The sequence below is a fragment of the Loktanella sp. F6476L genome (assembly GCF_023015725.1).
In the GTDB taxonomy this organism is placed as follows: Bacteria; Pseudomonadota; Alphaproteobacteria; order Rhodobacterales; family Rhodobacteraceae; genus Yoonia.
This window is the reverse complement of sequence record NZ_JALKAR010000007.1, coordinates 16905-29887: the sequence shown is the minus strand read 5'-3', so window position 1 is coordinate 29887 and position 12983 is coordinate 16905. Positions and strand designations below refer to the sequence as shown.

Annotated in this window: 13 protein-coding genes; 9 read left to right on the top strand and 4 right to left on the bottom strand. The window is 54.2% G+C overall.

Annotated elements, in window-relative coordinates:
- Positions 1-241 precede the first annotated feature (241 nt).
- The gene (locus MWU61_RS14190; RefSeq protein WP_247129042.1) at positions 242-1831 is read left to right on the top strand and encodes a phosphate ABC transporter substrate-binding/OmpA family protein; all 1590 of its coding nucleotides are present in this window, start codon (positions 242-244) and stop codon (positions 1829-1831) included.
- A gap of 77 nt (positions 1832-1908) precedes the next feature.
- Positions 1909-2844: a type IV pili methyl-accepting chemotaxis transducer N-terminal domain-containing protein gene (locus tag MWU61_RS14185; protein ID WP_247129041.1), complete on the top strand. Its 936-nt coding sequence runs from the start codon at positions 1909-1911 to the stop codon at positions 2842-2844.
- Positions 2845-2914: 70 nt separating this feature from the next.
- Here MWU61_RS14185 and MWU61_RS14180 read toward each other — a convergent pair whose 3' ends face one another.
- Together MWU61_RS14180 and metG are read right to left on the bottom strand one after the other, a co-directional pair.
- On the bottom strand, positions 2915-3715 hold the full coding sequence (locus MWU61_RS14180; protein WP_247129040.1) for a lytic murein transglycosylase: 801 nt from the start codon (positions 3713-3715) through the stop codon (positions 2915-2917).
- Between the two features lie 88 nt (positions 3716-3803).
- Complete coding sequence (gene metG / locus MWU61_RS14175; protein ID WP_247129039.1) at positions 3804-5516, bottom strand: methionine--tRNA ligase; 1713 nt, start codon at positions 5514-5516, stop codon at positions 3804-3806.
- A 163-nt stretch (positions 5517-5679) separates the two neighbouring features.
- Here metG and MWU61_RS14170 point away from each other — a divergent pair, with 163 nt between their 5' ends.
- The 6 genes from MWU61_RS14170 (at position 5680) to MWU61_RS14145 (ending at position 11208) form a co-directional block, all read left to right on the top strand.
- Positions 5680-6147 (top strand): hypothetical protein, encoded by a 468-nt coding sequence (locus MWU61_RS14170; protein WP_247129038.1) that lies wholly within the window; start codon positions 5680-5682, stop codon positions 6145-6147.
- Between the two features lie 30 nt (positions 6148-6177).
- A complete protein-coding gene (locus tag MWU61_RS14165; RefSeq protein WP_247129037.1) occupies positions 6178-7221 on the top strand; it encodes an aldo/keto reductase in 1044 nt (347 codons plus the stop codon).
- 119 nt (positions 7222-7340) lie between these two features.
- Positions 7341-8252 (top strand): 3-keto-5-aminohexanoate cleavage protein, encoded by a 912-nt coding sequence (locus tag MWU61_RS14160; protein WP_247129036.1) that lies wholly within the window; start codon positions 7341-7343, stop codon positions 8250-8252.
- Positions 8249-8806 carry a lipocalin family protein gene (locus tag MWU61_RS14155; RefSeq protein ID WP_247129035.1) on the top strand — a complete coding sequence of 186 codons (558 nt, stop codon included), beginning with the start codon at positions 8249-8251 and terminating at the stop codon, positions 8804-8806. Before MWU61_RS14160 ends, MWU61_RS14155 begins: the two co-directional genes overlap by 4 nt.
- Positions 8803-10266 (top strand): carnitine 3-dehydrogenase, encoded by a 1464-nt coding sequence (locus MWU61_RS14150; RefSeq protein ID WP_247129034.1) that lies wholly within the window; start codon positions 8803-8805, stop codon positions 10264-10266. Before MWU61_RS14155 ends, MWU61_RS14150 begins: the two co-directional genes overlap by 4 nt.
- Positions 10267-10302: 36 nt before the next feature.
- A complete protein-coding gene (locus tag MWU61_RS14145) occupies positions 10303-11208 on the top strand; it encodes an EamA family transporter (RefSeq protein WP_348645586.1) in 906 nt (301 codons plus the stop codon).
- Here the strand turns inward: MWU61_RS14145 and MWU61_RS14140 are convergent.
- Both MWU61_RS14140 and MWU61_RS14135 read right to left on the bottom strand, forming a co-directional pair.
- Positions 11205-11876 carry an NUDIX hydrolase gene (locus MWU61_RS14140; protein ID WP_247129033.1) on the bottom strand — a complete coding sequence of 224 codons (672 nt, stop codon included), beginning with the start codon at positions 11874-11876 and terminating at the stop codon, positions 11205-11207. The genes MWU61_RS14145 and MWU61_RS14140 overlap by 4 nt on opposite strands.
- Positions 11877-12272 (bottom strand): DUF983 domain-containing protein, encoded by a 396-nt coding sequence (locus MWU61_RS14135; protein WP_247129032.1) that lies wholly within the window; start codon positions 12270-12272, stop codon positions 11877-11879.
- A gap of 184 nt (positions 12273-12456) precedes the next feature.
- Here MWU61_RS14135 and MWU61_RS14130 point away from each other — a divergent pair, with 184 nt between their 5' ends.
- Positions 12457-12948 carry an EF-hand domain-containing protein gene (locus MWU61_RS14130; RefSeq protein ID WP_247129031.1) on the top strand — a complete coding sequence of 164 codons (492 nt, stop codon included), beginning with the start codon at positions 12457-12459 and terminating at the stop codon, positions 12946-12948.
- The last annotated feature ends 35 nt before the right edge of the window (positions 12949-12983 follow it).

The window sequence follows — 12983 nt, the reverse complement described above, 5'->3', positions numbered from 1 at the left end:
GCCACCAAAAATTTAATGCATAAATATATTCAATAAACTCAAGGGTTGTAAGCCTCTGACGCCCCGTCAGACGCAAACTGGTGAACAATCTGTGAAATCGACGAGAACTGGTCTCATTTTGTACGCAATTGGTACCCAACACTATGTCTCATTGCCGGGCTACCGGTCGAAACCAAGACGACACAATATGTGAATTCATCACAACGTTGTCTGGTGGGTAAATCTTGTGAGGAGACAAACAATGAAGAACTCAGGTTTTTCTATCAAGGCAGGTGCATTCTGCATTCTATCTATCGTAGGCGCAGCGGTTCTACCGACCAACGTCATGGCTGGCGACGTTACACTGAAGTCCGCCGACGGTACTGTGAACTTGACCGGCGAATTTCTGGCATTTGAAGACAACAGCTACATGGTACGCACACCACTGGGTGACCTGCGGATCGCAGCGACCCGGGTGACGTGTGAAGGCGAATCTTGCCCGGTTTTCGAAATCGATAGCGCGGATGTCCAAATCGCAGGTTCCGATACGCTGGGTAACGGTCTTGTCCCTCTGCTTTTGGAAGGCTACGCGGGCAATATCCAAGCCGCAGCCACGATTAGTGCTGGTGCAGACAACAACATTGTTGCTGAATTGATCGGCGATGACGGCTACGGCGATGATCTGGGATCTTACCTGGTCAAATCGGCTGGCTCCAACGACGCATTCAGCACATTGCTTGAAAAAGAGGCACACATCGGGATGTCATCCCGCCGCATTCGTCCGGATGAAGCTCGTGCATTGCGCGACGCTGGTGCTGGCAACATGGTGAGTCCGTCGCAAGAACATATCGTCGCGGTCGATAGCCTTGTTGTGATTACGCACCCAAGCAACCCGATTAACACACTTACAACCGAACAGCTTGGCAAAATCTACTCCGGTGAGATCAAAGATTGGTCCGAGGTCGGTGGCACACCAGGCAAGATTCTGGTTGTGGATCGCCCAGAAGGGTCCGGTACGCGGGCTGTGTTTTCCAATGCCATTTTTGGCGACAAGCCAGAGCTTGAATTGGCTCCGCTGGAAGTTCGTATCGCGAACGACAACAGCAAAGTTTCAGAACTGGTCAACGAGCACGAAAATGCGATTGGTTTCGTAGGATACGCCTTCCAACGTGGTGCCAAGCCGCTGACGTTGATTAACGAATGTGGCCTTTCGATCCGCGCCGACGCGTTCTCTGCACGGACAGAAGAATATGCGCTGCAGCGTCGCTTGTACCTTTATAACCGCGCAGATGCTGATTCAGAGCAGATGTCTGATTTCCTGACATACGCAACGTCGCCTGCGGCCGATGCTGTCATCTCGAAGTCGGGGTTCATCGGCCTGAGCATTGATCGCCGGATCCAATCTTTGGACAGTGACCGTGGACGGGCTCTGCTGAACACGAATGTCGATGCTTACGAAGGCGCATTCATGCGGGATATGCTGGCGAAAATGGTCGAATATGACCGTCTATCCACAACTTTCCGTTTCCGGACTGGATCATCCGCATTGGATGAACGTGGTTTGGTCGATATGCAGCGCTTGGCTGATTACTTGAAAGCCGAACCTGACGCAGAAGTTCTGTTCGTTGGCTTCACAGATGATGTTGGCGCATTTGATAGCAACCGCAAATTGTCTGAGGATCGTGCAAACCAAGCGTTGGCACAATTTGAACAATTCCTTGGTGATGACATTGCCGGATATACGCTCGATTCAGCTGGCTACGGCGAAATTGCGCCATCGGGTTGTAACGTGTCCAGCGAAGGCCGTCGCATCAACCGTCGTGTGGAAGTTTGGGTGAAAACAGCTGGCTAAGCCACGCTATTCCCCCAATTCCAGACTGTTCCAGAGCCGCAATTTGGCTGTGAACAGTCTTAGACAAAGGAAACAATATGTTTGAAAAAACCACATCAGAAGGTGCGACGTCACACGTCAAGTTGGCTCATGTCTTTAAAGGTGCCGTAGCTGCGATCAGCCTATTGGCCGCATCTCCGGCCATGTCTGCGGACATCACAAAAGACGTCGGTTCAAGTGAAAGGGTTAACCTTTCCGGTCAGCTTGGCACGTTGTCTGAACGCATCACGGCCGCGGCCTGCAATCTGAGCGCAGGCGTTGCCACAACCGAAGCTGCTGCAGTTCTGCATATCTCGACGCATCACTTCAGCCGCATCAACCAAGCGCTTTTGGCGGGCAACCGTGGCTTTGGTATCTTGGGCGAAGAAACGCGTCCGCGGACCTTGCGGGCGATCGAAGATCTCAACGCGAAATGGGAACCATTGCAAGAGCTTGCCAATGGCCTAGAAGCCGCATCGAATGATATCGGTGCCGTGGAAAGCCTTGCTGAGCAAAGTGATCCATTGCAGCGTGAAGCCCAAATTCTCGTGTCAGAGATTACGGGCCAATACGCTGATCCGGTCGCCTTGCTACATGCTGATGCCTTGCTTTTGGAAATCGCAGGCCGCCAGCGTATGCTGTCCAACCGGATGTCGAAGAACGTATGTCTGATCGCATCAGACGTGCACGACGAAGAAGCCATGGCTGAATTGAGCGAGACGATTACATTGTTCGAAATCTCGCTTGGTGCATTACAAAACGGCATGGAAAGCGTGGGCGTTCGCCCGCCGCCAAACGATGCCATCGCCGCTGGCCTTCAGGTTGTTGCGGATGAATGGGCGACGATCCGTCCTGTTCTTGAGGCAACTCTAGGTGGTGCAGAACTGACTGACGAGATGCGTGCAGAGGTCTTCCTCGCCTTCCTTGGCATGGAAGGACGCATGAACAACGTTGTGACGCAATACATGAAGAACTCGAAGCAAGTCTTCGGCTAAGGTTCGAAAAGTGAAAACAGAAACGGCGGCGCAGGTGATGCGCCGCCGCTTTGCGTTGAATTTCTTCAATTTAACCGTCGATGCGTACAGCCGACAATGCAATCGCTTTCTGGTAAACCGTCGCAGCATTCCATTCATTCAGAACGCGGAAGTTTTGTGTACCTTCCTGATATGGCTGACCTGGCTGCCATCCTTTTTGACGCAAGAAATTGGCGGTGGATGCAAGCGAATCCGAAATAGAATAGAGATCAACGCGGCCGTTACGGTCTGCGTCAACACCGTAGGTCAATGCGTTGCCGGGCAGGAACTGTGTATGTCCCATTTCGCCGTGGGCAGCACCGCGTTGATTAGGCGCAAGGCCCCCGCGATCAACCAGCTTGAGCGCTGCAATCGCATGCGGCACGAAAAATGCAGAGCGGCGGCAGTCGTAGGCGACCGTTGTGATAGAATCAACGACAGGGGTGTTGCCAAGGTTGCGACCAAAACCAGTTTCCATGCCGTGAATCGCAAGCAAAATGCCCGCAGGAACGCCGTAAACCTGTTCGAGGGACGCGTAGAACGCCGGATTTTGCGACTTCACGCGGCGGGCTTGCCCTGCGAAGCTATCAAGCGATCCTAGACGGATGCGAATGAAATCATCGAGCGCATATTTCACACCGCGCTGGTTCCGGTCTGCGGCAATTGTAGACGTAGAATAGGATGCGTTTGCAAGGGCTTGCAGACCAGCCTGACCAACGCCGTTGGCAGCGGCTTCGGCGGCAAAGGCCTGTTTCCAAGCAGCAAATCCGCTCGCGTCGTTCCCGCAAGTTGCTGCCATAGCTGTGCTTGCCATGAGCGCAATGCCGACGGCGGTCGAAAGTGTCTTAAACATAAATATCGTTCCCCAACTCAGTAAAGTTGGGCGAACTCTATCACGTAGAGGCAGGGTGCCAAGGTCAGGCTTTCCCTATCATTCCCCGTTAATCGCGCGTTCCAGCAAAGCGTTCGGCCCATTCCGTGCGTTCATCGTCCGTGATCTTGCGGAACAGATTTTCGGGCACGTCAAACGCGTGCCCGACCGGTAGGGCATTGAGCGCGACTGTCATGTCTGTTGGCCAAGCGTCATCTTCCGTCTTCATGGCCGTCAACATCGCGGCACTTGCGTCCGGAATAAACGGTTTCGAAAGGATCGCATAGATGCGGATCAGGTTCAGGCCCACGCGGACCTGCATCGCAGCCGTTTCTGGTTCGCTTTTGAACGTGGTCCACGGCGCGTTGGCTTGTAGGTATTCGTTGCCCAACACCCAGATTGCGCGCAATTCAGCCGCGGCTTTGCGGACTTCAACAGTGTCCATGAAGCCTTCATAGGCTTGCACGCGTGCAGTCAGATCAGCGATCAATTGCTCCTCTGCTGGCCCAAAGGCGACGCCATCTGGCACGGCTTCGGAGAATTTCGAGCGGCAGAATTTGGTGATCCGGCTCACAAAGTTTCCAAGCACATCTGCGAGGTCTTTGTTGGTATCGGTTTGGAACTGGTCCCACGTGAATTCTGCGTCAGACGATTCCGGTGCGTGCGACAAAAGCCACCAGCGCCAGTAGTCGGACGGCAGCAATTCGAGCGCCTGATCCATAAACACACCACGCCCGCGCGAGGTTGAGAATTGGCCGCCATCATAGTTCAAGTAGTTGAAAGATTTGATGTAATCGACCAGCTTCCAGTCCTGGTCCATGCCCATGATCGTGGCCGGAAACGACAGCGTGTGGAATGGCACGTTATCTTTGCCCATGAATTGGGTGTAGGTAACGTCGTCCGCACCTTTGTCAGTGCGCCACCAGCTTTCCCAATCGCTGCCTTTGCCCGCATCAACCCATTCTTGGGCGCAGGCGATGTATTCGATTGGCGCATCAAACCACACATAGAAGACTTTGCCTTCCATGCCCGGCCAATCCTCTGTCCCGTTTTTGACGGGAACGCCCCAATCAAGATCGCGTGTGATCCCGCGGTCCTGCAGCCCGTCGCCGTCATTGAGCCACTTCTTCGCAATAGACGTCGTCAGGACAGGCCAGTCTTTCTTGCTTTCGATCCAATCAGCCAATGCACCTTTCAGTTCTGACTGGCGCAGGTACAAGTGTTTGGTCGTACGGACTTCCAGATCAGTCGATCCAGAAATGGTGGAATGGGCATCAATCAGATCGGTCGGGTCCAATTGCTTCGTGCAATTGTCACATTGATCGCCACGCGCACTGTCAAAACCACAATTCGGGCAGGTGCCTTCGATATAGCGATCCGGCAGGAAACGACCGTCAGCGATGGAATAGACCTGTTCTTCGGTCACTTCGCGGATCAGCCCTTGTTCGGCCAAGCGTCCGGCAAAAGCTTGTGTGAGCGCGTGGTTTTGCGGTGATGAAGACCGGCCAAAATGATCGAACGACAGACCAAAACCATCTGCAATCTTGGCCTGCACATCATGCATTTCAGCGCAATACTCCGCGACGGGCTTGCCGGCTTTTGCGGCGGCTAGTTCTGCGGGCGTGCCATGTTCGTCGGTTGCACACAAAAACAACACCTCATGGCCGCGTCCGCGCAAGTAGCGGGCGAACAAATCTGCAGGCAATTGACTGCCTACTAGGTTACCAAGGTGCTTGATCCCGTTGATGTAAGGAATAGCTGAAGTGATCAGATGACGGGCCATAATTCGTGTCCTTTGCGGTCTTGAAGGACTTCTAACCGCGTCGGCGCGTAGATGCCAGTCGGATGCCATACTGTCGTGCAGTTTCGCGAATGTCGGCGGTGTCGCTTTTCATTTTGATCTTCGCAGGATTATATGGCCCCAAATCCATTGCAGGAGATGATCAATGAAAATCCAAGCAGTTTTGGCCGCAGTCGCAATTTCCATGGCAGCACCGGTCGCTGCCCAAGACCTTTATGTTGGGGCAGGGCTTGATTACGGCTACCCACATTCAGGCGATAAAGAATTCTTCGGGTCTTTGATGGCGGGCGTTGTATTTGATGTGGGTCCAGTGGGGATCGGCATCGAAGGGGACACGGGCCACCAGTTTGGCGACGGCGACGGGCGCGAAACATCGCGGGTCCGTGGCCTTGTGACCTATGACTTTGGGCGTTTTACGGGGATCGCAAGTGCGGGCGCCGTTCAATACAAGATCGGCAACAGCGTCACGGACGGTGAAACTTACGGCTTGGGCGCGCAAATGCCTGTGACGGATCGTTTTGACGGACGTTTTGAGATGATCCGCGATTTTGTTGGCGGTGATTTTGGAACCGATGTGACAACAACGCGGTTGTCGATGTTGTACAAGTTCTAATTGGACCTCGGAAAAGGACGCTCCCCTCTTATGAAAATGCTTAAGCTTGGCCGCACCGATATTGAAATTAGCGATTGGTGTCTCGGCACGATGACCTATGGCAACCAAACGCCTGAAATCGACGCACATCAGCAAATGGATATGGCCTTGGACGCTGGTATCAATTTCTTTGACACTGCCGAGGCGTATCCGGTGAACCCAATCTCAGCGGAAACAGCTGGGCTGTCAGAAAGCATTGTTGGAAATTGGATCAAATCAAGCGGGCGGCGCGACGACGTTGTAATCGCCACGAAAGTTTCCGGACCAAATCCGGGATGGGTGCGCGACGGTCGTGGCTACGATGGTGAGGTGATCAGAGAGGCGGTTGATGCGTCGCTGAAGCGTCTCCAAACGGACGTCATTGACCTGTACCAGATGCATTGGCCGGTCCGTGGGTCTTATATGTTCCGCCAGAACTGGACGTACGATCCGTCGGGTCAGGATCGCGCGCAGACCATGGATCATATGATGGACGTGCTAACCGCACTTGATGACATGGTGGAGGCGGGCAAAATTCGCAGCATTGGCATGTCGAACGAATCCGCATGGGGCATGACGCAATGGACCCGTCTTGCGGAAGAAAACAACCTGCCGCGCATGGCGTCCGTGCAAAACGAATATTCGTTGATGTGCCGTCTTTACGATACTGACATGGCGGAAATGGCCGTGAACGAAGATATCACGTTGTTGTCGTTTTCACCACTGGCTTGCGGGCTTTTGTCTGGCAAATATCAAGGCGGCGCTGTGCCTGATGCGAGCCGCTTGTCTTTGAATGGCGATCTGGGTGGGCGCATGACGGATCGCACATTGCCTGTCACACAGGTCTACCTTGATCTTGCCGCGAAACATGGCTTGGACCCAATGCACATGGCAATGGCATGGCAACGCACACGACCGTTCCCCGTTTCTGCGATTTTTGGAACGACGACGACGGCACAATTGAAGCATCTGCTTGATGGGCTTTCCTTGAGCTTGTCGGATGAGACTTGCCAAGAAATTGATGCGACGCATCGCACACATCCGATGCCCTACTGATCACACGTCAACGGCGCATGTTTTTCACCAAACGATAACCACAAAGCCGGGCACGTTTCCCGCTTGTCACGCGCGTTGAAATCGCGGACGGTCATCCCAACAAAAGTGGGAGATATTGCATGCCGTTAGAGATGAACCGTGAGGTGTTTATCACCTGTGCCGTGACGGGGTCGGGCAGCACGCAGGATCGCAGTCCCCATGTGCCGCGGTCGCCTGAACAAATTGCGGCAAGCGCCATTGATGCCGCCAAGGCGGGTGCCGCAGTGGTTCATTGTCATGTGCGTGATCCGGAAACCGGTGTGCCTTCCCGCGATTTGGCGCTGTATCGCGAGGTGACTGATCGCATTCGCGACGCAGAGGTCGACGTTGTCTTGAACCTGACTGCGGGTATGGGCGGCGACATCGTATTTGGTGGAACGGACGCGCCGTTGCCGCCCGTTGCTGGCACCGACATGGTGGGTGCCGCCGAGCGTGTCGCGCACGTGGCCGAATGCTTGCCAGAAATCTGTACGCTTGATTGCGGCACAATGAACTTCGCAGAAGCCGACTATGTCATGACCAATACGCCCGGCATGTTGACTGCCATGGGCCGGATGATGACGGAACTGGGCGTCAAACCCGAAATCGAAGCCTTCGACACCGGACACCTTTGGTACGCCAAACAATTGGTCAAAGACGGTGTGCTAGCACCCGACGCCTTGGTGCAGCTTTGCATGGGGGTGCCTTGGGGCGCGCCCGATGATCTGAATACGTTCATGGCGATGGTCAATAACGTACCTGATACGTGGACATTTTCAGCCTTTGGGTTGGGACGATCACAGATGCCATATGTCGCGGCGTCTGTTCTTGCAGGTGGGAACGTCCGTGTTGGTTTGGAAGACAACCTGATGCTCGACCGCGGCGTTCTTGCGACCAATGCGCAGTTGGTCGAAAAGGCTGTGGGCATCGTCGAGAACCTTGGCGCACGGATCATCGGCCCTGACGAGGTACGCAAAAAGTTGGGGCTGACAAAACAGGCCCCACGATCATGAAGCGGCTTCTATTCGCAATCACTTTGGCCGGATGTTCAGCCCCGTTACCCGACGAACCCGTTGGTGCACTGTTCGAAGTCTATCGCGATACAGACGTGCAAATCGCATCAAAGGCGCTGTTCGAACCTGAAAAGTACCTTGGTACTTGGTACGAAGTTGCACGGTTCCCCGTGCCATTCGAACGCGGTTGCGCGGGCGTGACAGCGGAATACGGACAGGGCGATAATGGTCAGATCACGGTATTGAACACCTGCCGCAATCTTGACGGCACTGTCCGGTCGACCATTTCAGGTTTTGCGGACATCGTCGGGCCAGGGCGGCTTGCTGTGACGTTCCCGACCTTGCCGTTCGGGGCGTCCGATTATTGGGTTTTGTGGACCGACGATGGATACCGCACTGCTGTCGTAGGCGCGCCCGACGGCAGGTCTGGGTGGATCCTGAATAGGGATCCGGACATCCCTGCGGACCGCTTGAATGCCGCGCGAGAAGTGCTTGATTTTAATGGATATGACTTGTCGCGACTTGTCATGGTACCGCAAGGAAACGTGGAATGACACGCATAGCAGCAATCATTGGTGGCGGGGTTATTGGCGGCGGGTGGGCTGCGCGATTCCTGCTGATGGGATGGGACGTACAGGTCTTTGATCCCGATCCGGAAGCCAAGCGCAAGATCGACGAAGTTCTCGCAAACGCGCGGCGTTCATTGCCGGGCTTGTATGATGTAGCACTGCCCGACGAAGGGCAGCTTAGCTATCATGATAACGTCCCTGACGCGGTACGGGGTGCGTGCTGGATACAGGAAAGCGTGCCAGAGCGGTTGCCGTTAAAACACAAGGTCTACCAGTCTCTTCAAGAATACTGTGAAGGCGACGCAATCATCGGGTCATCGACGAGCGGCTTCAAGCCCTCCGAATTGCAAGAAGGGGCAACACGACCAACCCAGATCGTAGTTACACATCCTTTCAATCCCGTCTATTTGCTGCCGTTGATTGAACTGGTTCCATCGGATCAGAACTCGCCTGAACTGATTGACAAGGCCAAAGAAATCCTGACCGGAATTGGGATGTATCCGTTACATGTGCGCGCGGAAATCGACGCGCATATCGCCGACCGCTTTCTAGAGGCTGTCTGGCGCGAAGCGCTTTGGCTTATCAAGGACGGCGTGGCAACGACAGAGGAAATCGATAATGCGATCCGTTACGGTTTTGGTCTGCGTTGGGCGCAAATGGGCCTGTTCGAAACCTATCGCATTGCCGGTGGCGAAGCGGGCATGCGTCACTTCATTGAACAGTTCGGCCCGTGTTTGTCATGGCCTTGGACGAAGCTGATGGATGTGCCTGACCTTACAGACGACCTGATTGATCAGATCGCATCGCAATCTGACGATCAGTCAGGTCACCACACCATCCGCGATCTTGAACGCATTCGTGACAACAATCTAGTGACGATTTTGCGGGGCCTCAAGGCTCAGGATTATGGCGCTGGAACGCTGTTGAAAGCGCAAGATGTCAACATGAATACCTTGGCGCGAAGTATTGATGACATTGTTGAATTGGCTGAACTTGTCACCACGGTACAACGCGCTGTTCCGCTTGATTGGACAGACTACAATGGGCACATGAACGAAGCGCGGTACCTGCAAGCCTTCGGGGACGCCACGGATCAGTTGATGCACAACATTGGTTGCGACGCTGATTATATCGCATCCGGTGGTAGCTATTTTACTGCGGAAACGCACATTCGTCATATTGATGAAGTGCATGCAGGCACGAAGATTAAGGTCGAGACGCAAGTCCTTTCTGGAGAAGGGAAAAAGCTTCATTTGTTCCACCGTATGATGGAAGGTGATCGACTGATCGCCACAGGTGAACATATGCTCATTCACGTCAGTCTTGAGACACGCAAAGCCAGCTTGCCTGACGCGCGGGTTTCAATCCCGCTGGCAAAACTTGCGGCAGCGCATGCTGATCTGCCTTTGCCTGAAGGTGCTGGGGCGGCAGTTGGTGTGCGCTGATGACAACGCTGACCTCGCCCGCTTTGGTGTGACAGCGTGATCGCAACTTGGGTATGGATCACGTGCCTCGCCGCGTTTTCGCAAGCGCTGCGGTTCATGTTCCAAAAGAAATTGAAGGTCGCGGGGCTTTCGACGGCGGGTGCTACCTTTGCGAGGTTCTTCTTTGCAGCACCCTTTGTGGTCGCCATTGCCGTTGCATATGCGACGGCGACCGGACAAGGTTTGCCGGAGGTGCCGGGCGTTTTCTGGTTGCACGTCATTGTCGGCGGGGCGTCGCAAATTCTGGCAACGATGTGTGTCGTCGCATTGTTTTCGCATCGAAATTTCGCAGTCGGGATTACGTTCAAGAAAACCGAAGTCCTGCTGAGCGTTCTCATCGGGTTCATCATTCTTGGCGATGTAGTCACACTGTCTGCGTTGATCGCAGTCCTTATTGGGCTTGGCGGCGTATTGCTATTGGCTGACCCGCCAGAGGCAACCGGTCCATGGCGCAAACGCATCCTGAATAGAGCAGTCTTATTAGGACTGACGTCGGGCCTGTTTTTTGGACTGTCCGGCGTCAGCTACAGAGGGGCGTCATTGTCCATTGCGGAAGGTGACACCTTTTACCGCGCGATTGTCGCGATGGCCTTTGTCGTTATTTTTCAATTTCTTGCTATGACCCTTTGGCTCAGGTTGCGCGAAAAGGGACAAATCAGGGCGGTGCTACGTGCGTGGCGCGTCGTCAGTCTTGTTGGCCTCACCAGCATGATCGGCACAATGTGTTGGTTTTCAGCTTTTACGTTGCAATCCGCCGGATACGTGAACGCGGTCGGGCAAATCGAATTGCTGTTTTCAATCGCGATCGGGGCGCTCGTCTTTGGCGAAAGAATTTCGCGTCGTGAGTGGCAAGGTCTGATCTTGCTGACGGGCAGTATCGTGATGTTGGTCTTGGTGGCCTAAAGCGGGTCAGCGTTGCCTAATCTGGAAATCAGGTGTGCTTCGTCATCGTTCCGAAAGAAAGGAACTGATGCGATAGGGCCGTCTCGGTCAATGTGATCAATCAATTCAGCCAAAACGACTTTCGTGATGAAGGGTAGGTCGAACCGGCGCGCATCTTTTAGTGGGACCCACTGCAGATGGGACAATTCATCTTCAGCGGTCGAAAAATCATCCGGATCAGATGCGAGTGCGGCCGCATCGGCAAGGAAAAAGCGGGCGTCAAAACGACGGGGCCGACCATGCGGCGTGACCGCACGGAAAAAGAATGACAGCGGAGATGGATCAGGTCGAAAGCCTGTCTTGGCAAAGTCTGCCCAGTCCGCTGGCGCATCATCCCAAGGTTCCGATGTCCCCAAAATCTGACCGGTTTCTTCCCAAAGCTCACGAATGGCCGCCGCCGTTAAGGCCGTCGCGGGTAAGTCAGATTCGGATTGAAGGCGGTTTTCACACGTTGGATTTAATGGCGGCAAAGTGAGGTGCGCGTCACCTGGATCAACAGCGCCTCCCGGAAAGACAAACTTACCGGGCATAAACGCCGCTGAACTGCCGCGCTGTCCCATTAGAACGGACGTCCGATCCCGCAAAACGATGACCGTAGCCGCATCACGGAGCGCCGATTTATCCATCATTTACTCTGCCTGACCGAATCCATGCATCCGTTTGGCCCATTGAATGCCGACAATCATGCCTTTCAGGCGCGGAAGCAGAAAGAGCGACAGTGCGACGCTGCCGACCGTAAAAATCGTGGCCATCACCAATGGTTCGGGACGAAACCACGCCCAAACAAAGTGAATGCCAAAACCCAAAATATGCGCCACGATCAGAATGGTCAGATATGCAGGGCCGTCGTCAGCACGGTGGTGCGACAGTGTTTCAGAGCAGACCGGACATTGATCCGCAACCTTAAGATAGCCATCAAACATATGTCCTTCGCCGCAATTCGGGCATTTGCGCTGCAGTCCGCGCCACATCGCAGGCTTCATCGGGCGATCGGCCATGTCGGTCGTTTGAGCAATGTCAGTCATCTGATTTCCTTTTCACGTAATACATGCGCCTTTGTTCGACGTTTGAAAAGGGACGGACGCCTTTATGCGGCAGGATGCCTCGGGTCAGTGAAAAAAACTTAAAAAGTTGCGACGGAAGTTTTTTGTGCAGTCGTTTGAAAGACAGATCCGGCGGTAATCCGGCAATGACTGAAAAGGAAAAGTTATGAAAACTCCAGTATTGATGGCAGCGATCGTTGCAGGCTTTGGTTTGGTTGCAACTGGTGCACAGGCACAGGAACGCCCTGATTTTGCAACATTGGACACGAACGGTGATGGCTCAATCACAGTGGAAGAACTTGCAGCACAGGGCGAACAACGCTTTGCGACCGCCGACACAGATGGCAACGGTGCCCTGTCCGAAGCAGAGCTTCTGGCGCGTGCGTCGGAACGTTCAGAAGGGCGCGCAGCACAGATGGTCGAACGTATGTTGGAACGCCTTGACGAAAACGGCGACGGCGAAATCCAGCAATCCGAATTGCCAGAACGTGACGGTAATCGTACCGAGCGGGCATTCGAACGCGCCGATTCCGATGATGACGGCGTGATCAGCGAAGATGAATTCGAAGCTGCTTCTGAACGCGGTGGTCGTGGTGGTCGTGGCGAACGCGGTGGCAAAAATGGCGGGCGTCATGGTCACGGCGGCGGTCGCGGCTGATCTGAACGCAAAGAGGGGTTGTTTGTGCCGATAAA